The 25176-nt window shown below is 72.2% G+C and carries 23 protein-coding genes; 8 read left to right on the top strand and 15 right to left on the bottom strand.

The genetic code is table 11. The annotated features are described in order from the left end of the window. Positions 1-144: 144 nt before the first annotated feature. Positions 145-2229, bottom strand: coding sequence for an aminodeoxychorismate synthase component I (gene pabB, locus IE247_RS01655; protein WP_190121003.1), 2085 nt, complete (start codon positions 2227-2229; stop codon positions 145-147). Positions 2230-2974: 745 nt separating this feature from the next. Between pabB and IE247_RS01650 the strand changes: the two genes are divergently transcribed. Beyond that, positions 2975-3658, top strand: coding sequence for a LuxR C-terminal-related transcriptional regulator (locus tag IE247_RS01650; RefSeq protein WP_190121002.1), 684 nt, complete (start codon positions 2975-2977; stop codon positions 3656-3658). A gap of 83 nt (positions 3659-3741) precedes the next feature. On the opposite strand, the gene IE247_RS01645 is transcribed toward IE247_RS01650, so the two are convergent. The 3 genes from IE247_RS01645 to IE247_RS01635 all read right to left on the bottom strand — a co-directional run bounded on the left by IE247_RS01645 (position 3742) and on the right by IE247_RS01635 (position 5493). After that, a complete protein-coding gene (locus IE247_RS01645; RefSeq protein WP_190121001.1) occupies positions 3742-4281 on the bottom strand; it encodes a dihydrofolate reductase family protein in 540 nt (179 codons plus the stop codon). Between the two features lie 137 nt (positions 4282-4418). Then, positions 4419-4760 (bottom strand): hypothetical protein, encoded by a 342-nt coding sequence (locus IE247_RS01640; RefSeq protein WP_190121000.1) that lies wholly within the window; start codon positions 4758-4760, stop codon positions 4419-4421. Between the two features lie 133 nt (positions 4761-4893). After that, positions 4894-5493: a helix-turn-helix domain-containing protein gene (locus IE247_RS01635; protein ID WP_190120999.1), complete on the bottom strand. Its 600-nt coding sequence runs from the start codon at positions 5491-5493 to the stop codon at positions 4894-4896. A gap of 79 nt (positions 5494-5572) precedes the next feature. Here IE247_RS01635 and IE247_RS01630 point away from each other — a divergent pair, with 79 nt between their 5' ends. Further along, complete coding sequence (locus IE247_RS01630; RefSeq protein WP_190120998.1) at positions 5573-6574, top strand: NAD(P)/FAD-dependent oxidoreductase; 1002 nt, start codon at positions 5573-5575, stop codon at positions 6572-6574. Here IE247_RS01630 and IE247_RS01625 read toward each other — a convergent pair. Both IE247_RS01625 and IE247_RS01620 read right to left on the bottom strand, forming a co-directional pair. Next, entirely contained in the window at positions 6568-7497 is a 930-nt protein-coding gene (locus tag IE247_RS01625) for an aldo/keto reductase (RefSeq protein WP_190120997.1), read from the bottom strand. The two genes, IE247_RS01630 and IE247_RS01625, sit on opposite strands and share 7 nt — an antisense overlap. A gap of 114 nt (positions 7498-7611) precedes the next feature. Beyond that, on the bottom strand, positions 7612-8313 hold the full coding sequence (locus IE247_RS01620) for a hypothetical protein (protein WP_190120996.1): 702 nt from the start codon (positions 8311-8313) through the stop codon (positions 7612-7614). A gap of 394 nt (positions 8314-8707) precedes the next feature. Here IE247_RS01620 and istB point away from each other — a divergent pair, with 394 nt between their 5' ends. Together istB and IE247_RS01610 are read left to right on the top strand one after the other, a co-directional pair. Continuing rightward, complete coding sequence (gene istB, locus IE247_RS01615; RefSeq protein ID WP_229868457.1) at positions 8708-10120, top strand: IS21-like element helper ATPase IstB; 1413 nt, start codon at positions 8708-8710, stop codon at positions 10118-10120. Positions 10121-10250: 130 nt separating this feature from the next. Next, on the top strand, positions 10251-10670 hold the full coding sequence (locus IE247_RS01610; RefSeq protein ID WP_190120995.1) for a GNAT family N-acetyltransferase: 420 nt from the start codon (positions 10251-10253) through the stop codon (positions 10668-10670). A gap of 34 nt (positions 10671-10704) precedes the next feature. Here the strand turns inward: IE247_RS01610 and IE247_RS01605 are convergent, their stop codons facing one another. The 8 genes from IE247_RS01605 to IE247_RS01575 form a co-directional block, all read right to left on the bottom strand. Then, positions 10705-11445 carry a DJ-1/PfpI family protein gene (locus tag IE247_RS01605; protein ID WP_190120994.1) on the bottom strand — a complete coding sequence of 247 codons (741 nt, stop codon included), beginning with the start codon at positions 11443-11445 and terminating at the stop codon, positions 10705-10707. A gap of 140 nt (positions 11446-11585) precedes the next feature. Continuing rightward, on the bottom strand, positions 11586-12080 hold the full coding sequence (locus IE247_RS01600) for a GNAT family N-acetyltransferase (protein WP_190120993.1): 495 nt from the start codon (positions 12078-12080) through the stop codon (positions 11586-11588). Positions 12081-12145: 65 nt separating this feature from the next. Next, a complete protein-coding gene (locus IE247_RS01595) occupies positions 12146-12592 on the bottom strand; it encodes a hypothetical protein (protein ID WP_229868454.1) in 447 nt (148 codons plus the stop codon). A gap of 35 nt (positions 12593-12627) precedes the next feature. Then, on the bottom strand, positions 12628-13731 hold the full coding sequence (locus IE247_RS01590; protein ID WP_190120992.1) for a DUF5937 family protein: 1104 nt from the start codon (positions 13729-13731) through the stop codon (positions 12628-12630). Next, positions 13728-14945, bottom strand: a complete 1218-nt coding sequence (locus IE247_RS01585) for an amidohydrolase (RefSeq protein WP_229868451.1) — start codon at positions 14943-14945, stop codon at positions 13728-13730. The genes IE247_RS01590 and IE247_RS01585 overlap by 4 nt, the downstream gene beginning before the upstream one ends. Before the next feature lie 260 nt (positions 14946-15205). After that, positions 15206-15451, bottom strand: a complete 246-nt coding sequence (locus IE247_RS34850; RefSeq protein WP_308433177.1) for an alpha/beta hydrolase fold domain-containing protein — start codon at positions 15449-15451, stop codon at positions 15206-15208. Between the two features lie 38 nt (positions 15452-15489). Continuing rightward, a complete protein-coding gene (locus IE247_RS34070; protein ID WP_229868441.1) occupies positions 15490-16452 on the bottom strand; it encodes a hypothetical protein in 963 nt (320 codons plus the stop codon). A gap of 4 nt (positions 16453-16456) precedes the next feature. After that, a complete protein-coding gene (locus tag IE247_RS01575; RefSeq protein WP_229868430.1) occupies positions 16457-19693 on the bottom strand; it encodes an FG-GAP-like repeat-containing protein in 3237 nt (1078 codons plus the stop codon). A gap of 335 nt (positions 19694-20028) precedes the next feature. Between IE247_RS01575 and IE247_RS01570 the strand changes: the two genes are divergently transcribed. The 4 genes from IE247_RS01570 (at position 20029) to IE247_RS01555 (ending at position 24234) form a co-directional block, all read left to right on the top strand. After that, positions 20029-21000, top strand: a complete 972-nt coding sequence (locus IE247_RS01570; protein ID WP_190120990.1) for an ABC transporter ATP-binding protein — start codon at positions 20029-20031, stop codon at positions 20998-21000. Then, positions 20997-21980, top strand: a complete 984-nt coding sequence (locus IE247_RS01565; RefSeq protein WP_190120989.1) for an ABC-2 membrane transporter-related protein — start codon at positions 20997-20999, stop codon at positions 21978-21980. Before IE247_RS01570 ends, IE247_RS01565 begins: the two co-directional genes overlap by 4 nt. A gap of 68 nt (positions 21981-22048) precedes the next feature. Next, positions 22049-22426, top strand: coding sequence for a GntR family transcriptional regulator (locus IE247_RS01560; protein ID WP_190121385.1), 378 nt, complete (start codon positions 22049-22051; stop codon positions 22424-22426). A gap of 122 nt (positions 22427-22548) precedes the next feature. Next, positions 22549-24234: a PA14 domain-containing protein gene (locus IE247_RS01555; RefSeq protein ID WP_190120988.1), complete on the top strand. Its 1686-nt coding sequence runs from the start codon at positions 22549-22551 to the stop codon at positions 24232-24234. Here IE247_RS01555 and IE247_RS01550 read toward each other — a convergent pair. Beyond that, a complete protein-coding gene (locus tag IE247_RS01550) occupies positions 24224-25123 on the bottom strand; it encodes a hypothetical protein (RefSeq protein ID WP_373305494.1) in 900 nt (299 codons plus the stop codon). The two genes, IE247_RS01555 and IE247_RS01550, sit on opposite strands and share 11 nt — an antisense overlap. Positions 25124-25176 lie beyond the last annotated feature (53 nt).

Genomic DNA, 25176 nt, shown 5'->3' with positions numbered 1-25176 from the left:
CCCCCTTCCGGAGGGCGGGCCGGGTCGATCGGCCGACACGGGGGTCGGCCGATCGGAGGATGCGCGGACCGGTCGGCGGTGCACCGGGGGCCGCCCCGCCCCTGCCCCCGTCCCTCTCCTGGCCCACCCCCGCTCAGGGCTCGCTCAGGGCTCGTCGACCGTCGCGTTGAGCGCGGAGAGCATGACCTCGGCCTTGACCAGCGTCTCCTGGTACTCCTCCACCGGGTCGGAGAGGGAGACGACGGCCCCGCCGACGCCGAAGGTCGCGGACCGCTCGCCGCTGACGACGGTGCGGATCACGATGCTGAGGTCGGCGGCCCCGCTCAGGGAGAACCAGCCGATGGCTCCCGAGTAGTAGCCGCGCGCCCGTCGCTCCAACTGGTCGATGATCTCCATGGTGCGGATCTTGGGCGCGCCGGTCATCGAGCCGCCGGGGAAGGCGGAGCGTACGCAGTCCACGGCGGAGCGGCCGGGGGCGAGACGGCCCTCGACGGTGCTGACGAGCTGATGGACATGGGAGTAGGTCTCGACGTCGAAGAGTGTGGGGACATGGACGGAGCCGGTGGCGCAGACCCGGTTGAGGTCGTTGCGCAGCAGGTCCACGATCATCAGATTCTCGGCGCGGTCCTTGGGGTGGGCCGCCAGTGCGCGGCGGATCTCCTCGTCGGCCTCGGGGGTGGTGCCGCGCGGGCGGGTGCCCTTGATGGGTTTGGCCTGCACCCGGCCGTCGCCGCGCACCTGGAGGAAGCGTTCGGGGGAGGCGCTGAGGACCGAGTCGGCGCCGAAGCGCAGATACGCCCCGAACGGGACGGGGCTGGTGGCGCGCAGCCGCAGATAGCTCGCCAGGGGCGCGTCGAGCGGCTCGGACTCGGCGGTGTTGGTGAGGCAGATCTCGTACGACTCGCCGTCGTTGATCGCGTCGAGGCAGGACTTCACGCTGCCCAGATAGGCGGTCCTGGGCTGGTCGAAGCGGAAGGTGCGTACGGGCTCCCCGGGGGTTGGTTCCGTCGGCCGCTTCGGGCCGCTGTCCGGGTGCCGCCGGATCGCCTCGGCGGTACGGGCGAACCATTCGGAGTTCGCCCGGACGGTGTGCGGGAGTGCCGGGTCGGTGAGGGCGAGGAGATGGGTGCGGCGCTCCTGGTGGTCGATGACCACGGCCCGGTCGGCGAAGATCAGCCGGCCGTCCGGGCGCGGTGAGACATGGGCGGCGCTGCCGCCGGTCTCGGCCTTCAGCTCGTACCCCAGCGCCCCCACATAGCCGAGGTTGAAGTCGATCGGCGGCCCGGACGCGGGCGGCGGGGTGCGGCGCTCGGCGAGCCGCTCGCCGAGGTAGTCGAAGAAACCGGCGGAGACGGTGGTGACGCGCCCGTCGTGCTCGACGGTCCAGGCGCGCTCGGGCACCGAGTACGACAGGGACTCCGCGAGCGGTCCCGAGTCGTCGCCCATGATGCTGAAGCGGCTGGTGGGGAGGGAGTGACGGGAGCTGTCCAGCCAGAAGGAGTGCTCGGACTTCCCGTACAGCTCGTGGAAGAGCGCGGGCGCGTCCGGGTGGCAGTCGAGCTCCCGGCTCTCGACGCGCCGCCCTCCGCCGCCGCCGTCCGGCGCGGGGTCCGGGGCCGGATCCGGAGGGTGGGTGCGCGCGCCCTCGCGGGTGGTGTCGAGGGCGAGGCGGCGGAAGTTGCGCAGCAGCTCCGCGCCGTACTCGGTGAGTACGGACTCGGGGTGGAACTGCACGCCCCACTGCGGCGCTTCGAGATGGCGCACGCCCATCACGACCCCGTCGGCGGTCCAGGCGAGGGGCGCTATCCGGTCGGGCAGTTCGGTGACCGCGAGCGAGTGGTAGCGGACGACGGTGAACGGCGAGGGGATGCCGTCGAAGAGCCCGTCCCCCTCCCGGTGGAAGACCTCCGAGGTCCGGCCGTGCGTCGCCTCGGGGGCGTGGCCGATCCTGGCCCCGGCGAAGTGCGCGATGCCCTGGTGGCCCAGGCAGATCCCCAGCACCGGGACCCGGTCCTGGCGGAGCGCGTGGGCCGAGATCCCGAGGTCGGCCTCGCGCTGTGGGCGGCCGGGGCCGGGGGAGACCACGACGGCGTCGTAGGCGTCGAGGTCGATCTCCCGCCAGGGGGTGTCATGGGTGACGACGTGCGGCGCGACCCCGTACACACGGTGCATCAGATCGCCCAGGTTGTAGGTGAACGAGTCGTAGTTGTCAATGAGAAGGGTGAGCACCGACGGTCTCCTGCGAACGGGCCGGCTCCGGTGGAGTCGGCGGGGGCCTGAGGGCGGTGGGGCCGGCGGGGCCCGGGCTTCGGTGGCCGGGGTCCGGGGCTCGCCATGGGACGGGTACGGGACGGGTACGCCTTGGGGGTGCTCGCCGGGCCTCGGGGCCCGGTGCTCCGGACCGGGGCGCGCATTCGCGCACCGGCGCGCTCGCGCTCCCGTCCATGTGTGCCAGGGGTACGGGTGACCCTCAGGTCAGCCCCGTACGGACCGCCCGGGCCGGGGAGCGGCCGGCGGTCCGGCGGGCGGGAGCGTGGGCGCGGGGACAGGGCGAGAGCTGTCCTGGCAAGGCCGTGGTCATGTCCGTATCCCCCTCCCGATGCCCCGGGCGAGGCCGGGGGTACCTGTGGACCGGGCGCGGTGTCCAGGGGCACCGGTCGTCATGGCATGTGCACGTTAGGCAGCAATGAGCGGCCGTCACCAGACGCCACGGGAGACACTTCCTTCACTCACCGGCCGTCGCAGTGACCAGCCATGTCCTCCGGGGAGGACAAGCAGGGGTGCGATCTCCGCCGATGTGGGTGGAGTGGGCGCACTCGGGGGAGACCGGCACATCTGGCCGATTCATATGCGTCGTTGACGTTTGCCGACTCGTTTCATTGACACGTGGTTGAGCAGTCCGTTGCGATCTCTTTACGATCCGCTGGACCGTACTGCCACTGTCATTTGACTCATCTTTGTGAGAGGAACGTACGTGCCCATCCGAGTTGTGATCGCCGAGCCGAGGGCCGCGGTGCGCGCCGCCTTCTCGCTGCTTCTCGCGTCGGACCCGGGCATTGAGGTCATCGGCGACGCGGCCAGCGGTGACGAGACGGTGGCCCTGGTCGCGGCGACCCGCCCCGACATCGCCCTGCTGGAGGTCCGGCTCGCGGGAATGAGCGGCCTGGAGGCCATTTCCCGTATCACCGCGCGATCCGGCCCCGGCCACACCAGAGTTCTCGCCTACAGCAACTACCGTGAGGACGAGGAGGAGTTCCTGTTTCCCGCGCTCGCCTCGGGCGCGAGCGGTTTCCTCGCCGTGGAGACCGAGCCCGAGGTGGTGCTCTCCGCGATCAGGGTGCTGGCCAGGGGGGATTCCTGGCTGGGCCCCCGGCACACCCGCCGGCTCATCACCGAGTACGTCTTGCGCGCCGGCCCCCGCCCGCACCTCGCGGCGCGCGGCGTCCGCTCCCTCACCGCCCTGCTGAGCGCCCGGGAGCGCGAGGTGACCGCGCTGATCGGGCAGGGCTGCACCAATCACGAGATCGCCGAGCGGCTCAGTCTGAGCCCTCTCACCGCCAAGAAGTACGTCAGCCGCCTGATGGCCAAATTGGGCGCACGCGACCGCGTCCAACTCGCCCTGATAGCCGTCCACTCGGACGCCTCCCTCGCCTCCTGACCGCGCGCCCCCACCCCTCCCGCCCGCACCCGGCGCTCCCGCGCCGGGCCGGGCGGGATCCGGCCAAGTACGCCGCGCGGGGGCTACCGGGGGGTGTAGGTCAGCAGCACCACACCGGAGGCGAGCGGCTTCGACTCGACGAGCTTCAGATGCGCGGTGTCGATGCCGTCGAGAAGGCGGTCGCCGCCTCCGGCGATGACGGGGAACATCCAGAAGTGGTACTCGTCCACCAACCGGTGCTCCAACAGGGTCCGGTCCAGCTCGCCGGTGCCGAACTTCAGAATCCCCCGACCCGGCAGCGCCTTCAGCGCGGCCACCTCCTCCGCCACGTCCCCCGCTATGACCGTCGCGTTCCACTTCGCCTCGGTCAGGGTCCGCGACGCCACATGCTTGGGCATGCTGTTGATCCGCACCGCGTACTCCCCTTCGACCTCCTCCATCCTGGGCCAGACCTCGGCGAATCCCTCATAGGTCTCCCGCCCGAGCAGCAGCGAGTCCGCCGCGAAGAGGAGATCGCGGGAGTGCGCGGAGTACTCCTCGTCCCAGTAGGGCGCGCTCCACTTCTCCGGGGAACCGATCACGCCGTCCAGGGTGACGAACGTGGTCTCGACAAGCTTCCTCATGGTGGTGCGCCCTTTCGTGGTGGTGCTGTTCAAAGCGAATACAGCAGGTACGAAAGGTAGGACCGGAGGGCCGTGCGGAACTCATCGGTTTCACGGGAAACAATTTCGGAGGTACGGAATCCGGACCCCGCCGGGGTTCAGTGGATCAGGCTGAACGCCCGCCAGGGCACCGCCCCGGGGGCGACGACATTGGAGGTCGTGGTCGCGATGTACGCCGAGGATTCGCCGGAGCAGTCCTCGGTCGGATACATCTGCATGTCCACGAGGGTGTTGTTCTCCAGCTTCAGCGCCCCGGCGTCCTCCAGCTTGTGGCACCCGGTGACCAGCGGATTCGAGAAGGTCACATGGCGATGGCCCGGGGTGTCGTAGGAGACGGTCCCCGGCGCGGTACGGCCGAGGCCGGAGCAGCCCGCGAGGGTGAGGGCCAGGAACACCGCCCCGGCGGCCGGGGCGAGACACCGGCGATGGGTCACGGACATGGGCGGTCCTTGTCTGTACGGGAACTCCCTGCTGGGGATCACCCTGCCGGGTCGCCGGGCGGACGGCATCCGGGGACGGCCGCCCGGGCGACGGACCCCGGTCGCCCGGGCGACAGGGGGATCGAAGACGGCATCACCCCGCGCTCTCCCGGCGGGCGGCGGGCTTGGCCCGGACGTGCATGCGCTCGCCCTGTCGCCCGAAGATGCTCAGCACCTCCACCGGGGCCTCGCCGGTGGAGCCGAACCAGTGCGGGAGCCGGGTGTCGAACTCGGCGACCTCGCCGGGCCCCAGCACCACATCGTGGTCGGCCAGCACCAGCCGCAGCCGCCCGGCCAGGACGTACATCCACTCGTACCCCTCGTGTGTGCACAGCTCGGGGGTGCTCCGGGTCGCCGGGAGGATCATCTTGAACGACTGGAGCGGTCCGGGCTGCCGGGTCAGCGGCAGCACGGTGGCGTTGTTCCCCTTCCGGGGCGTGAGCCGGACCCGGGGGTCGCCCACCTCGGGGGCGCCCACCAGCTCGTCCAGCGGGACCTGATGGGCCTGGGAGATCGGCAGCAGCAGCTCCAGGCTGGGCCGCCGGCCGCCGGACTCCAGCCGGGACAGGGTGCTCTTGGAGATGCCGGTGGCCTCCGCCAGCGCGGTGAGCGTGACACCGCGCTCGGTACGGAGGCGCTTGAGCCGGGGGCCGACCCCGGCGAGCGCGTGGGCGATGGCGGGTGCGTGGTCCATGCCGCCCATTGGACCCCGGCCGTCCCGGAAACAGCAACAACAGTTGCCGCCACCGGGAAGCCCGGCGCACGCTGCCCCCATGAACGAGACGAGGAACGGAACCACGGAAGATCCTCAGTACGACGTGGTGGTCGTCGGCGCGGGAGCGGCCGGGCTGAGCGCCGCGCTGGTGCTGACCCGGGCCCGCTGCCGGGTCGCCGTCATCGACGCCGGGGAGCCCCGCAACGCCCCCGCCGCACACCTCCAGGGCTTTCTCTCCCGGGACGGCATGGCCCCCGCCGCCCTGCTCGCCGCCGGACGCGCCGAGGTCGCCGGATACGGCGCGCACCTCGTCGACGCCCGCGCCGACCACATCGCCCCCGCTCCGGACGGCTTCTCCGTACGGCTCGCGGGCGGCCCGGCCCTCACCGCCCGCCGGGTCCTGGTGGCCACCGGGCTGCGCGACGAACTCCCCGACCTCCCCGGAGTGCGCGAGCAGTGGGGCAAGGACGTCCTGCACTGCCCGTACTGCCACGGCCACGAGGTCCGCGACCGGCCCCTCGGCGTACTCGGCGGCCGGCCGGGCGCGGTGGAGCAGGCCCTGCTGCTGCGCCAGTGGTCGCCCGATGTGACCCTCTTCGCGCACACCGCCGAGGTGACGGACGAGGAGCGCGAACGGCTGGACGCGCGAGGCGTCCGTACCGTCGAGGGCCGAGTCAAGCGGCTGTCGACGGCGGACGGCCGACTGCGCGGCGTCGAGCTGGCCGACGGCCGGGAGACCCCCCGGGAGGCCGTCTTCGTCCTCCCGCGCCCGGTGCCGGGCGACACCCTGCTCACCGGCCTCGGCTGCGCCGTGGACGAGACCGGCTGGGTACGCGTCGACCCCACGGGCCGGACGAGTGTGCCCGGCGTGTGGGCGGTGGGCAATGTCGCCGACCGGCGCGCCCAGCTGATCACCGCCGCCGGCGCGGGCTCGGCCGCCGCGATCGCGCTCCACCACGATCTGGTGGACGAGGAGACCGCCCGAGCCGTCGAGCGTCTGCGGGCCGCCAAGACCCCGGCCCCGGCCCCGGCACCGGCCGTCCGGGCCCCGGATCAGTGATCCTCGGCGAGAGCGAGTACGGCGTTGATCTCGTCGAACTCGTCGGCCGTGAGCAGGGGCCCGGCGGCGGCCGCGCTGTCGGCCGCGTGCCCGGCGGTCCCGGCCCCCACCAGGGCACAGGTCACCTCGCCCCGGGCGAGCAGCCAGCGCAGGGCCAGCCGGGGGAGCGACTGCCGGGTGTTGGCGGCGTGCGCGCGCAGGGCGGCCACCGTGCGCTCGTGGCCGGGGAGGACGCCGGGCGCGAAGTAGCGGGCGTGGACCCCGGCCCGGCGGAAGTCCTCCGGCCCGGGATCCATGGCTCCCGGCGGCGGCCCTCCGGCGAGCAGACCGTGGGCGAGCGGACCGGCGACCAGCAGACCGACGTCGTAGCGCTCGCACAGCGGCCCCAGCAGGGTCAGCTCGCTCCGGTGCAGCAGTGAGGCCCGGACCTGGAGATAGTCCAGCTCACCGGTGGCGGCGCACGCCTTCACCTCGGCGGCGGGGAAGCCCGCGAGCCCGATCGCCCCGACGAGCCCCTCCGCCTTGAGCCGGATCAGCGCCTCCCAGGCCTCCCCCGCCGGGACGTCGTCGGCGGGCCGGTGCAGCAGGGCGACCTCGGCCCGGTCCCGGCCCAGCCGGGTGAGGGACTCCTCCAGGGCGGCCCGGATGCCCTTGCCGCCGAGGTGGTCGTCCCGCTCGGGATCGACCCTCGTACACACCCCGACACCGGGCCGCCCGGCGATCACCTCGCCCACGATCCGTTCCAAGCCGCCCCCGCCCCGGACTTCCGCGGTGTCGATCCAGTTGACCCCGCCGTCCAGCGCGGCCCGGATCGCCTCGGCGGGCTCGCCGGACGAGGGACGGCGGCCCCCGGAGCCGCCCGGCTCCCGGACCCCGAAGCCGATCGCGGAGAGCCCGGCGGGGTTGCGTACAGCGCTTATCACGTATGTCTCCTTCGTCTTCGGCGTCTTCGGTCTTCGGCTTCTTCGGCCGCAGCCGTGGACGCGGGGGGTGGGAATCCGGCGTGCGGCGTCAATCTGCCTGCCCTGTACGGCCGTTCAGATCAGTACCGGAATGGGCTGCTCGGCGTGGATGGACTCCCACACCCCGGCCCCCGCGCCGTCCGTGGCGGCGGTCGCCGCCCGTACCCCGCGCAGATAGGCCTCCCGGTGCGTGGCGAGATGCTCGGTCAGCCGCTCGCGGGCCGCGCCGATGCCGTACGGATCGGTGTCCGCCTCGCACAGCAGCCGGAAGAGCAGCCGTCCCCAGCCGTTGATCCGGCACTGCCGCTCCCGCCCGTGCCCGCCCCGGAACTTGCAGGGGACCGGGAAGCGGTAGAGCAGCTCCAGCGCGTGCAACTGCTCCAGCAGCTCGGGGAGTTCCACCGACGAGGGCGGCGCGCAGTCGTGCGCGGTGGTCAGCAGCCGGGCGACGGCCGCCTCCGAGGCGAGATAGATGCTGCCCGCGTGGACGCCGCTCTCGCGGACCACCTCGTCCCACAGCGCCAGTGTGGTCACCAGCCGCAGCGGCTCGGCCAGCAGCCGGGCCGGCTTCTCCGCCGTGAGCAGCGCCCCCGGGTCCGCCTCGGCCTCCGGGGACAGTTCGACGCTCGTGCCCCGGCTGTAGCTGAGCAGGGAAGCCGGGCTCGTCGTCAGTTCGACGGGCACCGTCACCCGCACTCCGGGGAGTTCACCCCGGAGATTGAGCGCGGGCCAGGCCAGCAGCCGCAGATGCGGCGGGAGATCGCGCAACGCTTCCATGAGCATCACGGTCACCGCCCTTCAGTGATCGTAGGAAACCGGTGTACGCCAGCGGGGCCCGTCACGGGAAGGGGCCGGGTCGCGGCGGCGCGTCGGCGGCCCCCGCCCGGCGGATCCGGCTCGCTCCCGGGCTCCGGCGCTCGGCTCCGGAGGGCTCCCCGAAGGGAGTCACCCTGGGGAGTCGGGTGCCCACACAACGTAAATGATCTCCGGCCGCTTGCTCGATACAAGCCGGAGAATGGCCGGAACGGAGCTTCGCGAGTCCTGATGATCTCTCTTGCGCGGCGGTTTACCGGCCCGGTCATCGGCGTGGCGTCCGTGACGCCTGGCCGCGCTGGGTCGTTGGAGGCGTGTAAGCGGGCGCTGCGCCCGTTCTTCGCCATGCACCTTGGAGATGCCGTTGCTCGGCCACGCCATGTCCGCCCCCACCCCCGCACCCAAACCCGACTTCAGGAGTTACGCGGCTCCCTCACTCGGATACGCGCTGTTCGCCACCCGCTGGCTCCAGGCCCCGCTCTACTTCGGCCTGGTGGCGGCGCAGGGCGTCTATGTCTACAAATTCTTCAATGAACTGTGGCACCTGGTACTGCATGTTCTGAGCGGCCAGGTGAACGAGACCCATGTGATGCTCGCCGTGCTCAAGCTCGTCGACGTGGTGATGATCGCGAATCTGCTGATCATGGTCATCGTCGGCGGGTACGAGACCTTCGTCTCGCGCATCGGTCTCCAGGGCCACCGCGATCAGCCCGAATGGCTCTCGCACGTCAACTCCAATGTGCTGAAGGTGAAGCTGGCCACGGCGATCGTGGGCATCTCCTCGGTGCATCTGCTCCAGATGTTCGTCGACGTCGACCACACCTCGCACCACTCGCTGATGTGGGGAACCATCATCCACATGGCCTTCATCCTCTCGGCCGCGATCCTCGCGTACATGTCGGGACCGATGGAGGGGCACAGCCAGCCGATGTCCGGCGACCCGGTCCCGGGCCGGCGGCGGGCCACCCTGCCGTCCGGGGATCTGAACCTGCCGGAGCTGGGCGAACTCCCGGAGCTGCCGGACCGCTCGGACCGCTCCCAGCGCGCCGAGCGCGAGACGGGCCGCCCGGTCTCGGCGGAACGGGACCCCGCCGCCCCCGTCGTCCTGCGGGAGTACATCCCCGCCCAGGGCAAGAGCGGCCCCCGGGAGCTCAAGGACGCGGGCGGCGCCGAATCGAGGATCCGCGCCGCCGGGTTCCCCGCGCGCAAGCTGCTGGAGGAGTTCGACGACGACCATCAGCGCTTCCTGGACTGGGAGACCATCACCCGGCTCGGCACGCTGGACTTCGTGGACGCGCACGAGAACGCGGTCTTCCTCGGCCCGCCCGGCACCGGTAAGACGCATCTGGCCATCGCGCTCGGGATGCGGGCCTGCCGGGCCGGTCACGAGGTGCTCTTCGCCACCGGCTCCGAGTGGGTCTCCCGGCTCACCGCCGCCCAGGCCGCCGGGCGGCTGACCGAGGAGCTGGCCGCGCTCGACCGGTACGCGCTGATCATCGTGGACGAGATCGGCTATCTCTCCTTCGGGCCGGAGGAGACCAATCTGCTCTTCCGGCTCGTCTCCCACCGCTACGAGCGGGCCTCCGTCGTCGTCACCAGCGACAAGCCCTTCGCCCGCTGGAGCGATGTGTTCGGCGACAGCCCGGTCACCTACGCCATGATCGACCGGCTCGCGCACCACGCCGACATCATCACGCTCAAGGGCGACAGTTACCGCCTGCGCGGCCAGGGCGTCGACCGCGCGCTCGCCGCAGCGGGCGACAGCCACTGAGCCCACCCGATACACCCGGCACGCCGATACACCCGGCACACCGGCGCACCCGACCCGGACCCGTAAGGCCCCGATCCGCTCCGAGCGCCCCCGAGCTGCTCGGACCGGACAGTGTTCTAGTGTGTAACACATGAATACGCTCAGCGGTCATTACGAAGTCCGGGCCGGTGTGCCCTCCGTCGAGACCTACCGCCGACTGCGGGGCGCCACCGGCCTCACCGTGTGGCCGCTCGCCGCCGCCGAGGCCGGACTGCCGAACACCTGGCACGGAGTCCTCGTCCACCACGGCGGGGAGACCGTCGGCATGGGCCGGATCGTCGGCGACGGCGGCTGCTTCTTCCAGATCGTCGACATCTGTGTGCTCCCCGAGCACCAGGGGCAGGGCCTGGGGAAGCTGATCATGGCCGAGCTGGTGGGCGAGCTGGAGCGCAGGGCCCCCGCCGGCGCGTATGTCTCCCTCATCGCCGACGGCGACGCCCGCCACCTCTACGCGAAGTTCGGCTTCACCGAGACCGCGCCCGCCTCGGTGGGCATGGCCCGGCGGGTCTGACCCTGCCTCTGCCGGGTCCGGGCCCGGCCCGCTCTCAGGTGCGCAGGACCGTGCCCCGGCGGTCGTACTCCATCACGGACTCGACGGTCACGGCCGCCTGCGAGCCCAGCTCCCGCTCCACGACCCACAGCGCCCCGTCGATGCCCGAGCTGATGCCGCCCGCGCAGACCAGATTCCCGTCGTCGACCACCCGGGCGTCGCGGACGTCCGCCCCCGCGTCCCGCAGATACTTCTTCGCGCCCTCATGGGTGGTGCAGGGCCGGTTGCCGATCACCCCGGCGGCGTGCAGCACCACCACTCCGGTGCAGACTCCCATCAGGGTCAGCGAAGGCCGGACCGCGCGGCGCAGCTCACGGGTGAGCACGCCCTTCTCGATCTCGGTCCAGATCCCGGGCTTGTCCTTCCGGCGGAAAGCGCCGCCGGGCACCACGATCACATCCGCCGACCGCGCGTCCCAGGCCCCGGGCACCGTCACCTCCGTGCCGAAGGAGAGCTTGGCGGTGCCCGGCTGACCGCTGGTGACCAGCCGCACGGCGATGGGGTGGCCGAGGGCGGCGGCCAGGCCGAAGACTTCGAGCGGCCCGAAGAGGTCGAGTTCCTCCACGCCGTCGAAGACCACGATGTCCACCCGCAGGGGGCGTTCCTTGCTCCACCGGCTCCGGTGGCGGCGGCCGGCCGGATCGGCGGCTGCCGTGCCCGCGCCCGCGCCGAGGGTGACCGCCGCCCCGGCTCCGGCCGCCGTCACCAGGGCGCTTCTGCGATTGATCGATGTCATGGCGGGGACCTCCGTCGTCGGTGGAACAACGCGAGCCGCGTTGTGCTGAGTTGGTCGCGGCGCGATACGGAGAAGTTCCCCGGTACGGCGTGATCACCGGCTTCCGGGTCGGAGGGGCTGGAGGAGCGGGAGGGGCCCGGTCAGCCCGTCGGCCGGTCGATCGCGTAGACCGTGACCGGATCGCCGGACAGCGTGTCCTGCCGGCGCGGGGCGAATCCGAGGCGTTCGGCGACCCGGATCGACGCGTCGTTGCCGGGGCGCATCAGGGCGGTGAAGTACTCCGCGTCCAGATTCGCGAAACCCCAGTCGAGACAGGCCCGCCCGGCCTCGGTCGCGTACCCCTGCCCCCATGCCCGGGCCCGCAGCGTCCAGCCCAGCTCGACCTCGTCGTACCGCTCCCAGTACTGAAGCCCGCTCCGGCCGATGAACTCACCCGTGGATCTCAGCTCCACGGCGCAGAGCCCGTGCCCCCGGGTCTCCCACTGGAGCTCCACGGCGGTCAGCCGCTCGGCTGCCCGCTCGCGGGAGTACGCGCCGACGAACCGGTTCACCCGGGGGTCGGCGTGGAGATCGACGAAGGCATCGAGGTACGAGGTCGTCAGCGGGCGCAGGATCAGCCGGTCGGTCTTGATCATGCCTTCGAGCGTACGGCGGCCCACGAGTCAACTGCCAACGTCTCAAAGGGGGTTGGTGCCGTGTGTCAGCACCACTCACTGCCCTGCCGGTCAGCGGTGATCGACAGCTCGACCTTGGCGGCGCTCGGGGCGTCCACGCTGAGATAGGCGGTCGTGCCGTCCAGCCGCTTGGTGTAGCAGTCGGGATCGCCGCCCGACGGCCGCCAGCCCCCGGCGCGCGCGGCCTCCCGGTGGCGGGCCAGCGGATCCTTCGAGGAGCCTTCGTGCGAGAACTCCGCACCGACGGAGACGAACAGATCGTCGTCGTCGCACTCCCGGTACGACTCGCCCTTCCTCGCCCCGTCCGGCGCGGCGTTCAGCGCCGGATCCTCCGCCAGCGCGGCGGCGAGCCGGTCCTCGCGCTCCCCGCAGCCGTAGACGAGGACGAAATACCCCGCCGGTGCGGCCACCACCACCAGCGCCGCCAGGACCAGCAGAATCGTCAGAGGGTTTCTCGTCTTCCGTATCGCCATGCCGCAGGACGGTATCCCATGAGGAGGGGCCCTGATCAGAACTGGAGCGCGGTCGCCACGTCCTGGCCGATGCGCTCCACGGCGTGCACATCGAGCCCGTAGAGCACATAGCGCCCCTGGCGCTCGGTGCGCACCAGCCCCAGATCGCGCAGCGCCCGCAGATGGCGGGAGACCTGCGGACGGGTCATCGACAGCCGGTGCGCCAGGTCGGCGGTGGTCATCGACTGCCGGGCGATCAGCCGGCACAGCCGCACCCGGCGCGGATCGGTGAGCGCCAGCATGCGGCGGCGCGCCAGGGTGACGCCCACCACCGGCGCGCCGACCGGGAAGTGCACCACCGGCGGCAGCCCCGGCTCGTTCTTCACGATCAGATGCGGAGCCCCGTACAGCGTGGGGATGAGCAGCACCGGCGTCCGGACCGGAGTGATCACCGCGTGATGGACCTTGTCGAAGACGACGCGCGGCGGGCCGCCCCCGCCGGGCGGGCCCGAGGGGCTGAGCGCGCCCAGCGCGAGGGCCGGGCCCTCGTCGGCGAGCCGCTGCCGGATGCGGTGCGCGGCCCCCGCGAGCAGCGGACCCGTCTCGGCCCACAGCGCGCCGAAGAAGACCGGCCGGCACAGATCGAGGAAGCCCAGCACCTCCGAGCGCAGCCGCCGGGCGTCCCGTAACAGATCCTCCGCCAGCGCCAGATGGGGTTCCGGCAGCCCGGAGGCCGCGCGCCGGAGCGCGGCGGCCTGCCGGGGCTCGTGGAGGAGCCGGTCGAAGGCGAAGCCGAGATAGCCGCTGGCGCAGGAGTACGCGGTCAGCTCGGCGAACGCGTCCAGCGAGAGCCGTGCCGGGGCGGGCGTCCGCGCGGCGGCCGTCCCCGGCGCGGCCGTGGCGCCGCCCGGGACCGCCGGGTCGAGCCCGGCGTAGAAACCCCGCCACCGCAGCGCCGCCCACAGCGGCGAGAACCGCCGCAGCCCGTCCCGGAAGGCCTCCGGCGCGTCCCGGACGACCGCCTCCGCCCACGGCGCGCGATCCGCGTGATGCCCGTACTCGGTCAGTACGTGCAGACTCGCGGCGAGTTCCGCCAGCGGGGACACCGCCACCGTGAAGTGGCTGGGCAGCGCCCCCTCCAGCACTATCACCACCGTCATGGCCGGAGTGTACGAGCGGTGCCCGCCGGCTCCCTCCCGGCCGTGAACTCCGCCCGCGCCGCCGCCATCAGCTCCGGATCGGTCACCAGATCCAGCACCACCCGGGCCAGCCCGGTCGCCGCGATCTCGGTCCGGTCGTGCGCGAACGCGGTCGCCGACGCCTCCCGCATGGCGTCCGAGTGGCTCGGCGTGCCCGGCGCGGCCGTCTGGATGTACGGATGGATGACCGGCAGCAGCTGCGAGAGATTGCCGATGTCCGACGAGCCCGCCGGTTCATCCGCGTCACCGGGCCCGATCTCCAGCCCCAGCGCACGCACCACCGCCCCGAACCGGGCCGCCAGCACCATGTTGTTGCGCCGCTCCGCGTACAGCGGCCCCGTCTCCGACACCTCCGCCTCCGTCTCCGTGGCCAGCGCCGCGCCCAGCGCCGCCCTGCGCACCCGCTCCACCAGCTCCCGCACCGACGCCGTCGTACGGTCCCGTACATAGAAGTCCACGGCGGCGACGGCCGGCACCACGTTCGGGGCCTGGCCGCCGTTGGAGACGATGCCGTGCACCCGGGCCGTCGGCGGCATGAACTGCCGCATGGAATCCAGCGCGTTGAGGAAGAGCTGCGCCGCCGCCAGCGCGCTGCGCCCCTCCCACGGGGACTTCGCGGCGTGCGCGCTCACCCCGGTGAAACGCGCCCGCAGATGGGCCGCCGCCAGTCCGTGCTGCGCGGTCACCGAGCGGTCCGCCGGATGGAACATCACCGCCGCGTCCACCCCGTCGAAGACCCCCGCGTCCGCCAGTCGGACCTTTCCCGCGCCGCCCATCTCCTCACCGGGCGTGCCGATCACCGCGATCGTCCCCGGGTGTCCCGGCACCGCCCGCACGGCGGCGACCGCCGCCGCCACCGCCCCCGCCGCGATCAGATTGTGCCCGCAGCCGTGCCCGATCCCCGGCAGCGCGTCGTACTCCGCGAGCACCGCCACACACGGCCCCGGCTCCCGCCCCCGGTGCACCGCCACGAACGCCGTCTCCAGCCCCCCGGCCCGCCTGCCCACCGCGAACCCCTCGTCCACCAGCCACCCGGTGAGCACATCCCGCGCGTACACCTCCGCGAACTTCAGCTCCGGCCTGACGTGAATCGCCCGGCTCACCTCCTCCAGCCGCCCCCGCACCCCGGCGACCGCCCCGACCAGCTCCTCCAGCGAGCACACTCCACCCACCACGGTTTCTCTCCCTCATCGCGCCGATTCCGTTCCCGGTTTCCCGGTCCCCTCGACCTTGGGGCCGCGCGGGCCGTCCGCCGCGCGGATTACCGCAGCCCAGGTAATCGCGGGCGGGGGTCGGTGCCGGGGAGTGGCCGAGAAGGTCAAGTCCGTTCTGTGGGTGCTCAGTACGCCGGGTCGGCATCCCTGAGAACGCACATTCCGCTTTGTTCCTGGGGAGGGACGGAACCGTCGCGCGCGGCGCGCGAGTGCCGTGGCCGTCACCTCCATTCCATCGCGTCGCGCAGCGCCTCGACGAGGTCCACCATCACGCGGTCCCACAGCGGGGTGCCGAAGGAGTCGAAGACATGGAACGTGCCCGCCCACTGGTTGATCCCGGCGGGCACCCCGGCCCGCAGCAGCCGCAGGCCGTAGCCGATGCCCTCGTCCCGCAGCGGGTCGTACTCGGCGGTGACGATATGGGCGGGCGCCAGCCCGGACAGATCACGGGCCCGGCCGTCCGCCACTGCCCGAACGACGGGCCCGAACTCCCTCCGCCGGTGGATTACGGGGTGATCGTCCACTCGCGCAGCCGCGCCCGAGCGTCCGCCAGGACCCGGCCGGAGACCTCGGTGACCCGGCCGTTCCCGTCGGCGGGCGGGGCGGCCATCACGGTGACGATTGTGCAGGCCACGTCGAAGACCTCTTTGACCAGGGCCCGCTGGGGCGCGGTGCAGGCCGCGTAGTCGTCGTTCGCGTCGACGAGCGCGGCGAGGGCGGGCAGCCGCTTCTCCATGGCCAGACCGAGATCCAGCAGCACCAGCCGGATCTCGCGGCTGCGCCGGAGCACCTCAGAGAAGGCGCGCCGCTCCTCGTCCATGTGCGCCTCCTTCGCGGTCAGCTCCTCGGCCTGCTCCTGCTGGCCGCGCCTGGCCGCGCGGCCCCGCCACTCGATGAGACCTCCGGCGACCAGCAGCGCGGGCAGCGCGAACGCGGCCATCAGCACGGTCGTCCCGGCGGCCACCCCGCCGCCCCCGGCGGCGAGCGAACCGCCGCCCAGCCAGGCGAGGGTGGCGCTGCTCGCGGCCGCGCCGGACAGGGTGGAGATCGCCGTTCCCGTGGACGCCGTGGCGAAAGCGCCGACGGCCATGTACGCGGCGGTGGAGACCGCCGTCCCGGCCGCCGCCCCGCCGAGCAGCGAGCCGACGCCGCCCACCGCCAGCTCCCGCAGCTCCCGCAGCTCGATGTCGGGTACGGCGTGCCGGCGGGCCGGGCCGGTCGGGGCCAGCGCCGCCAGATCGATGTGTCTGAGCCGCCCGAAGTGCTCCCGGAACGGCACCAGCGCACGGTCGTAGACGGCCCGCCGGCGCTCCTCCTGGGCCGCGCCCTCCCACCCGCTGTGCCGGTTGAGCCGTTTCCCCCGGGCGTGCAGCCGCTCGTACCGCTCCTTGTTCCGTCTCTTCAGCACGATCGCGTCGTACACCGAGATGCCCATGCCGCGCCCCTCCCGCAGGTCCCGCCGATCCATACCGCTACGAGACGGACTTGTAGCTCTTCCAGCCCGAGGCGATCTTCACGCGCTTGCCGAAGGAGCCCTTGCCGTTCCCGTTCTCGCGCCACACATTCCCGGAGGTGTCCCGGGACACGAGGTCCGCGCGGCCGTCGCCGGTGAAGTCGCCCACGCCGACCGTCGCGTTGTACGAGGTCCCCCAGCCGTCGAAGACCTTGACCCGGGGCTTGAGGCCGCCCGTGCTCGTGCCGTCGGCCTCGTGGCGCCAGAGCTTGTCGGACTTGTCCTGGACGAGGAGATCGCCCCGGCCGTCGCCGTTGAGGTCACCGGCCCCGACGATCTTCTTGTGGCCGGTCCAGCGGGAGGCGATCTTCGTACGGGCCGAGAGCTTTCCGGCGCTCGTGCCCTTGAAGAGGTAGACGTCCCCGGTGGGGGAGTGGCGGCCCACCAGATCGGGCCTGCGGTCGCCGTTGACGTCGCCCGGGGAGGTCAGGATGTCGTACTGGTTCCAGCCGGAGGTCCCGAGCGAGGTGTACGGCGTCTTGGGCGTCGCCGCCTTGCCGCAGGCCGGGTGGTGGGCGCGGAGCGCGCCCGCCTTCGTCCGCACCAGCACGTCGTTGCACCTGCCGTCGCCGAGGTCGCCGAAGGGCACGACCAGCGAGCCGGCGGGCCAGCCGGAGCCGGAGACCTTGCCGCCGAGCGTGCCCTTGCCGGTGCCCCGGTGGACGGCGAGGGTGCCGGAGGAGTCGAGGGTGAGGACGTCGCCGACGCCGTCGTCGCCCGCATGGTCGCGCGGGGCGGCCGTTCCGGCGGTGACCCCGACCGTGCCGGAGAGAGCCAGGGCGGCCCCCTTCCCGTCGGCGGGCCGGGCGCTCAGCGTCCAGGTGTACTGGCCGTTGACGACGGGACGGCCCGCCGAGTCCTTGCCGTTCCACGCGGCCTTCAGCACACCCCGGGCGGCGGAGCCGGACAGCGTACGGACCGTGGCACCGGACGCCTTGTGCCGGACGGTGACCTTCCACTCCGCTGCGGGCTTCGACAGCCACCAGGCCCCGGACCAGCTCGCCGCCCCCGCGGTCACCGTGGAGTCGATCGCGCTCAGCGCGGAGGCCGGCACCCCGGTCGGCACGATCCGGATCCGCTGCTCGTCGTCGGCGTACGCGACACCGCCGCCGAAGCGGTCCACGGTCCAGCTCGTGCCCGCGTCGGTGTTCTCGAAGTCGCTGTCGGTCCAGTCGGCGAGCTCGCGGCTCGGCAGATCGGTGTACAAGCCGCTGGACGGCAGTCCGCCGTGCAGATCGATGAGGCTGAGTTCGACGTCCCCTTGGGCTTCGGCGATCCGATGGGCGAGGTAGCCGTCGCCGAGAAGGACGCTTCTGCCCGCCGGGGCGGTGACGGTGCGCTTGGTGGCGCGGTCGTAGACGCCCGAGCCCAGCGACCCGCCCTGAGGGCTCCCGCAGTCCCAGTACACCCAGCGGCCCACGGCCTGGAGGTCGGACGGGGTGCAGCCGTTCCTCGTGGTGAAGCTCTCCACCGCGCCGGTGCCGGGGAGCCTGGTGGCGGTGACCTTGCCGCCCTTGGCCGCGCCGCTCCACAGGGTGGAGCCCCAGACCGCCGAGGCGACCCGGTCGCGCCTGTGCAGCACCTTCGCCGGGCCCTCGGCGGGGAACTCGGCGATGAACTGCCTGCGGGAGTAGGGGATGTCGATGATCGCGTACCGTCCGGAGAGCCCGGCCAGCTGGGTGGTGCCGGCGCGTGTGTCGAGGGCCGGACCCCAGCCGGTCACGCCGTTGACGCGCAGCATGGTCAGGCCGGACTCGGTGTCTTCACGCCGGCCGTGTCTGCCGGCGCCGTCGTCGAGCATCCGGACGCAGCGGGGCGCGCTCCTGTGGCAGTACCCGTCCCATTCGCTGAGCGGCCCGTCCACGGTGGTCTTCGTGACGCTCGGGGCACCGCCCGCGGCGGGTGTGCCGAGCCAGCGGCTGCGGTACGCGCCCAGGACCCTGCCCGTCTCGTACATCGTGCTGTTGTCCGCCACGGTGAGCACCCCGCTGCCGAGGGAGAGCCCGTGGATCTGCGCGGGCACCGGCTGAACCGTGGTCAGCCGGCTGCGGACGATCGACTTGTCGTCGGTCTGGGTAATCCGGTGGACTCCCCAGTCGAGGTCACCCCGCTCGATGTACCGCTCCGCGCCCGCCACCAGCACCGAGCCGTCCGGGGCCTGGACGATCTGCTGTCCGGCCGGCTCCATGACCGTGCTCCGGGCCGTTCTCCCGCCGTTGGACACCAGCGCCAGCAGCGGTCGGCCACGGTACTCGCCGCCGCCCTCCCGCACCGGATCGACACCGAGGAGTGCGGAGCCGACGATGCCGTACGCGGCCTCGCCGCCGAGCCCGCCCGTGTCGAGCGTACGGTGCGGAGCCGCCAGGTCGCCCCGGTCGAACACATCCACCTCGCCGCGTTCGGAACGCAGCCGCAGCACCGAGCCCTCGCCGAGCCGGAAGCCGGTCACCTCCCGGTTGCCCCCCTGGGGAACCCGGTCGGGCAGCGGAGTGGCCGCGCCGGTGGCGAGATCGAGGATGCTCCAGTGCCAGGAGGGTTCCGGTTCCTCCGAGGAATCGACCCGGTAACGGAGCACGACGGACCGCGCGTCGCCGTCCTCGATCACGACGCCGTACGCCCGCTCCGGGAGCCCGGTCACCGGCGTCTCGGTGACGCTTCCGGTCCCGGCGCGCCACAGGTGGTACGCGGTCGGGCGGTCGTATCTGTCGCTGCGGGTGATGACGGTGTCGCCGAAGGTGCCCCGGTACGAGTGCGCCTCAGGCAGCGGCACCACGGTGCTGGTCCCGTCCGCTCCCGAGCCCTTCAGAAGGGTGACGTGGGACGGGCTGGAGTGGAGCGCGACGGTGTCGGAGCCGTCGCCGTACCAGCCCGGCTCGTCATGGGCGGCGTTGCGGAAGAAGCCCTCGTCGGGGTTGTACTCGACCAGGCCGGGCAGTTCCTCCGACAGCGCGGTCGCGGTCCCGGTGGCGTAATCCGTCCACAGCAGCCGGAAATCCCCCTCCTGCGCCCACAGAAACCCCGTCGTCCCCGCGTTCAGGATCTGCGTCGCCCTCGGTACCGCCCTTGCCCCGGCCGGCAGCACCAGCTCCCCGCCCCTCACCGCCGTCCCGGCCGACCCCGGCACCGCGACGGCCGGCGTGCCCAGCAGCGGGAGACTCAGACTCACCGCCGCCACCAGCACGGCCGTGGTGCGCACGGCCCTCAGGCTGGGAATCGACGATCCCGAAGCAGGGGCGAGCATGTGTCGGCGTCGGCCGGATCTGGCCACCGTTCCTCCTGAAGGCAAGAGAAGACATGGCAGGCACACGCCAGCGCCCTGGCATCTCTCCTGGCCCCCGACCGCGCCCCCACGCGCGTATGACCGGTGACATTAACACCGGCTTCACCCTCACCACCTCCATAAACCCTGGCCGGATTCAGCCCCTTGCCCTGGCGCGCCCGGTGGGTGGGTTCTTTGACTTCCGCGCGGGCCGTTGCGCATACTCACGTCCACACCATTCCACTAACTAACTAGTGAATCGGGGGATCTGAATGAGTGGCACCTCCCACCCCTACGCCATCGAGGCGGAGGATCTCGGCCGGAAGTATCTGCGCGGCTGGGCGCTGCGCGAGTGCTCCTTCCGGCTGCCCACCGGCTGTGTCAGTGCGCTCGTGGGGCCCAACGGCGCGGGGAAGTCGACGCTGTTGAGCATCGCCGCGCGGCTGCTGAGGCCGACGACCGGCAGTCTCCGGCTGTTCGGGAAGGAGGTGGGCGACCCGGAGGCGATGCGGCATGTCGCGTTCGTGGATCAGGAGAGGCCGCTGTACAAGCGGTTCACGGTCGCCGAGACGCTGCGGATGGGCCGGGAGCTGAACCCGAGGTGGGACCAGGCCGCCGCGGAGCGGATCGTGGAGGCGGGGAAGGTGCCGTTCGGGGCGAGGGTGGGGAGCCTCTCGTCGGGGCAGCGGACGCGGGTGGCGCTGGCGCTGGCATTCGCCAAGCGGGCGGAACTGCTCTTGCTGGACGAGCCGATGGCCGATCTGGATCCGCTGGCCAGGCATGAGCTGTCCTCGCTGCTGCTCTCCGAGGCGGTCGAGCGGGGGCTGACCGTTCTCATGTCCTCGCACCTTCTCTCCGAGCTGGAGGAGATGTGCGATCACCTGGTCGTTCTGGCCGGGGCGCGGCTGCGCATGATCGGGCAGGTCGATGAGCTGGTCCCCGCGCACCGGCTGGTGACCGGGCTCGCGGACCCGGGGCCCGGGGAGGGGGCCGGAGTGCTGCCGGCCGGGGTCGCGGGGCACCACACGGTGATCGAGTCCCGGTTCAGCGGACGTCAGTTCACCGCTCTGCTCCGTACGGACAGGGATCCCGGTGGCGCGTACGAGAGCGTGGAGCCGTCCCTGGAAGAGGTGCTGCTCGCCTATCTGCGCTCCGCCGAGGCGCCTCCGCTGATCAGTCCCGCTTCGCGGCTCTCCGCCGAGGCTACCGCCGCCGCCCCGCACGCAGAAGGGAAGGCCGCGTGAACGCCGCCACCGCCACGACCAAAAAGATCGAGACCCCCGCACCCCGCGCCTTCCTGAGCCTGCGCGGAATGAGCTGGGTGGCCTGGCGCGGCAACCGCACCGCGCTGCTGCTGCTGATCGCCTTCACCGCCGGGGTCACCGCGTACTGCGTCTACCACCGCTTCGGGGTGGTGGAGTTCCTGAACTCCCCGAGACTCGCCGAGCTGGGCGGTCTGCGCCACGCCGACGAGGAGACGATCAGCAAGCTGATCCCTGTGGTCCAGTTCCTGCCGGCCGCCCTGGGGGTCTTCATCGGCGCGCCGCTCCTGGCCTCCGAGTACGAGAACCGCACGCTCAGGCTCACGTCGACCCAGTCCGTCGGCCGGCTGCGGGTCGTCATGACCTCCGTGGCCGTGCCGCTGGTCGTGGTGGTGCTCTGCACCAGTGTGCTCTCGGCGGCCCTCACCTCGCTGTGGCATCCGGCCCGGGGCGTCTACAACCGCGGAAACTGGTGGGACAGCGGGATCTTCTTCGCGACCGGCCCGCTGCCGGTGGCGTTCAGTGTCTTCACCGTCTCCGCCGGCATCCTCGCGGGAGCGGTCCTGCGCCGGTCGGTCGCCGCCATGGCGATCACCTTCGTCGGCCCGGCCGGGACGGGCGTGGTGGCGCTGGAGCGCCTGCGCACCTGGCTCGCCGAACCGCACCGGCTCCTCTATCCGGCGGGCGCCGACTCTCCGGAGCTGAAGCCGGGCGAGGTCCAGATCGACAACTGGGTCGCCACCGCCGACGGCCAGGTGCACGGGTGGGGGACCTGTGTGAAGTTCTCGGAGAAGAAGTCCGAGGAGTGCAGGGCGGAGCTGGGGATCGTGAACGACGCCATCGACTATGTGACGCTTGCCCAGATGCCCGGGCTTCAGTGGACGATCTCCGGGATCCTGCTGGTGATGGCGGCCGTCGCGATCGTCAGTACGGTGTGGTGGACACACCGCAGGTCGCTGTGAGGCACCGCGGAGCGGTAAGGACGGGGAGATAGAACGTGGTCGAGTTCCGGATCGACCGGCGCAGCGGTATGGCCACGTACCTCCAGATCGTGCAGCAGGTCAAACAGGCGCTGCGCCTCGGCATCCTGGTCGAGGGCGACCGTCTGCCGACCGCGGCCCAGGTGGCGGCCTCCACCCGGGTGAACCCCAACACCACCCTCAAGGCCTATCGCGAGCTGGAACGCGAGGGGCTGGTCGTGCCCCGCCCCGGCGTCGGCACCTTCGTCAGCCGGTCCTTCGACCGTCCGCCGTCCCAGGACAGCGAGCGGCTGACGGCCGAACTGGTCACCTGGATGACCGGGGCGCGCGCGGCGGGCCTGGAGCGGGAGGATGTGAAGGCACTGCTGGACGCGACGCTCGACGAGCAGTTCCCGCAGCCGGACGACGACGACGGCGGCGGCCGGTAGGGACGGCTCCGGGGCCCCGGCGCTCGGGGCGGGTCGTTCCGTACAACCAACCCCCGCCGTCAGGTGTCTTGATCTCCAACGCCCGCTGTCAAGGCGTCCACGATCGGCACCAAGGGGACCGTATGAGACCTGTCCGGCGCTTCGCGCCGCCCGCGCTGGCCACCACCGTGGTCCTCGCCACGGCGGGCGGCCTGCTCGCCGTTTCCCCCCACGGGGCCGCGGCCGCGGCCAAGCCCTGTGTGTCCCCCTCCTTCGAGCGGCAGTTCTTCGCGAACACATCCTTCTCGGGCAAGCCCAAGAAGAAGGACTGCGCCGACAGGATCAGCCACAACTGGGGTGCGGGCGCTCCCGCCACCGGTCTGCCGAAGGACGATTTCGGGGTCCGCTGGACCGTCACCCGCGACTTCGGATCGGGTGGACAGTTCGCCCTGGACGTCGCCGCGCAGGACGGTATCCGCGTCTATCTGGACAAAAAGCGCGAGGTCGACCTCTGGAAGAATGTCTCCGCGACCCGGAAGAAGACCGTCAACATCAGCATCCCCTCCGGGAAGCACACCCTCCGGATCGACTACGTCAACTGGACCGGGAAGGCGGACGTGAAGTTCGCCTACCAGCCCCGCACCTCGGCCTCGGTCGACAAGGTCAAACCCCTCGTACCCGCGGGGGTGGCGCTCTCGTACACCGCCACGACCGGCAAGGCCAAGCTGACCTGGGCGAAGAACAAGGAGATGGACCTCGCGGGGTACGGAGTCTTCCGCCGCCTCAAGGGAGCGGAGTTCGGGGCCAAGCCGCTCGCGACGACCGCCGCCGCCACCACCTCGTACACGGACGCCACCCTCCCGAAGACCGGGGACGTCTACTACTACGAGGTGCGCGCCCACGACAAGGCGGGCAACAAGTCGGCGGGCTCGGCCGACAAGGGCGTCACCACCGCCGACCGTACGGCCCCGGACCGGGTCGCCGGGGTGACCGGGCTGGGCACCACGGCGGGCAACGCCCTCACCTGGCGGGCGTCCTCGAAGGACGTCCACCACTACGAGGTGTGGGCCGCGCCCGTGGGCGGGAAGGACCAGGACGGTCCCGCGACCGTCTTCGGCACCTCGTACACGGACCCCTTCGCGGACGCGGGCAGGCCCTACGCGTACACCCTGCACGCGGTCGACACCGCCGGGAACATCTCCCCGGTGTCCTCGCCCACCACGGTCACCCGCCCCACCGCCTCCACCGCGCCCGCCCCGGCGGCGCTCCGGGGCGAGCCCGCCGACGCCTTCACCCGTCTCACCTGGACCCGGGCGGACGGCCCCGAAACGGCGGCCACCGGGTTCCGTGTCTACCGCCGTACCGCGCCCACCGGCGCCTGGGCCCCGGTGGGCGCCGTCGGCGCGGCGGAGACGTCGTACGAGGACCGCACCGCCCCGAAGGGCAAGGCGTACTACTACGTCGCGGCGCTCGCCCCCGACGCAGCCGAGTCGGTCCCCTCGGCGCAGTCGACCGTCGACCGCCGCACACCGGCCACCGCCACCGGACCGCTCCCGCCGAGGCTGACGCTGGTCTCGGCGGGGACCACCCGGTCTCCCATCACTATCGGGATGAAGCCCGGAGCGGGCGACGAGGGAAGGCTGCTGAGCGGCTACGTCTGGGACATCTCCGGGGCGTGCGGCGCCAGCGGAGTGGTCCGTACGAAGGACGCCGTCATCTCGTGGACCCCGCCCTACAACGGCCCCTGCATGGCCACCGTGTTCGCCGCCGACGCCTACGGGAGGACGGGCGAGCAGGCGGCCACGCTGGAGTTCATGGTCATCCGCTGACCGGGTGACGGGACCAGGTCGTGAGGAGCCGCGTCAGCGCCGCCAGCGCAGTGGCCGCCTCACGGCCGTCCCCCCGCGCCGCCGGGGCGAGTTCGACATGCACGAAGGTCGCCCGGTGGCGCTCGGCGGCCTCCCCCTGCACATTCGCGATGCCCTCCAGCGGGCACCGGCCGGACCAGCCCCGGCAGACCCGGAGCCCCCGGCTCTCCAGGCGATCGGCGAGCGCGGCGGCCTCCTCGGGGGCCGTCCGCACCGCCCCGGTGGAGATCACGGCCTCGTAGGGGCGGGTCGACCTCTCCGCGAAGCCGTGCAACTGCACTCCGGGGACACCGCGTTTCTGGAGTTCGGCGACGATTGTGTGAAAGACGCTGTCCGTACGGTGCGCCACATCCGCCGAACCGTTTCGGCCCGCGTCGCGGTGAGCCCCGGCGAGGACGAGCGCCCCGCCGGGCGCGCTCTCCAGCAGCCGCGCGCCGAGGGATTCGGTGTCGCGGTCGGAGACCGGATGGGGCACCTGCACATTCCAGCGGATCCCGGAGCCGGCGCTGAGATACAGCCGCCCCCACCGCGCCCCTCTTCCGGGGTCGAGCGCCGCGATCTCGTCGTAACGCCTGCCGGACGCGGTGTCGGTGAGCCTGGTGATCCTGAACCCGGCGCTTTTCAGGAGCTGTTCGGCCGCCTTCGTGTCGCCGTCCAGGAGAAGTCCCGTGCCACGGGCGAGACGTTCCCGCCGCGCTTCGCCGGGCGGTCGGTAGGGCTCCCGCGCTCCGGGCCGCTTCGCGTACTCGGTGATCCGGTCGCCGAGATTCACCAACTCCCTTGCCCGGGTGGCCTCGTACTCTCCGTCGCCGCGCGGGCCCGGTCCGCAGCCGAGCAGCGCCACTATCAGGCCAAAGGTGATGAAAACATGAAGGGAGAGTGATGACCTTGTGATGTCGCGCG

It is taken from the genome of Streptomyces inusitatus, assembly GCF_014651115.1.
GTDB lineage: Bacteria > Actinomycetota > Actinomycetes > Streptomycetales > Streptomycetaceae > Streptomyces > Streptomyces amakusaensis.
Note: the sequence above shows the minus strand (reverse complement) of the source record. Positions and strands in the feature narration are given on the sequence as shown.

What these genes read in the sequence shown, in the direction of transcription:
- IE247_RS01645 (WP_190121001.1), bottom strand. Translation starts at nt 4,281, where the DNA reads ATGAGGAAGCTTGTCGAGACCACGTTCGTCACCCTGGACGGCGTGATC.
- IE247_RS01640 (WP_190121000.1), bottom strand. Translation starts at nt 4,760, where the DNA reads ATGTCCGTGACCCATCGCCGGTGTCTCGCCCCGGCCGCCGGGGCGGTG.
- IE247_RS01635 (WP_190120999.1), bottom strand. Translation starts at nt 5,493, where the DNA reads ATGGACCACGCACCCGCCATCGCCCACGCGCTCGCCGGGGTCGGCCCC.
- IE247_RS01630 (WP_190120998.1), top strand. Translation starts at nt 5,573, where the DNA reads ATGAACGAGACGAGGAACGGAACCACGGAAGATCCTCAGTACGACGTG.
- IE247_RS01620 (WP_190120996.1), bottom strand. Translation starts at nt 8,313, where the DNA reads ATGGAAGCGTTGCGCGATCTCCCGCCGCATCTGCGGCTGCTGGCCTGG.
- istB (WP_229868457.1), top strand. Translation starts at nt 8,708, where the DNA reads ATGCCGTTGCTCGGCCACGCCATGTCCGCCCCCACCCCCGCACCCAAA.
- IE247_RS01610 (WP_190120995.1), top strand. Translation starts at nt 10,251, where the DNA reads ATGAATACGCTCAGCGGTCATTACGAAGTCCGGGCCGGTGTGCCCTCC.
- IE247_RS01605 (WP_190120994.1), bottom strand. Translation starts at nt 11,445, where the DNA reads ATGACATCGATCAATCGCAGAAGCGCCCTGGTGACGGCGGCCGGAGCC.
- IE247_RS01600 (WP_190120993.1), bottom strand. Translation starts at nt 12,080, where the DNA reads ATGATCAAGACCGACCGGCTGATCCTGCGCCCGCTGACGACCTCGTAC.
- IE247_RS01595 (WP_229868454.1), bottom strand. Translation starts at nt 12,592, where the DNA reads ATGGCGATACGGAAGACGAGAAACCCTCTGACGATTCTGCTGGTCCTG.
- IE247_RS01590 (WP_190120992.1), bottom strand. Translation starts at nt 13,731, where the DNA reads ATGACGGTGGTGATAGTGCTGGAGGGGGCGCTGCCCAGCCACTTCACG.
- IE247_RS34070 (WP_229868441.1), bottom strand. Translation starts at nt 16,452, where the DNA reads ATGGATCGGCGGGACCTGCGGGAGGGGCGCGGCATGGGCATCTCGGTG.
- IE247_RS01570 (WP_190120990.1), top strand. Translation starts at nt 20,029, where the DNA reads ATGAGTGGCACCTCCCACCCCTACGCCATCGAGGCGGAGGATCTCGGC.
- IE247_RS01560 (WP_190121385.1), top strand. Translation starts at nt 22,049, where the DNA reads ATGGCCACGTACCTCCAGATCGTGCAGCAGGTCAAACAGGCGCTGCGC.
- IE247_RS01555 (WP_190120988.1), top strand. Translation starts at nt 22,549, where the DNA reads ATGAGACCTGTCCGGCGCTTCGCGCCGCCCGCGCTGGCCACCACCGTG.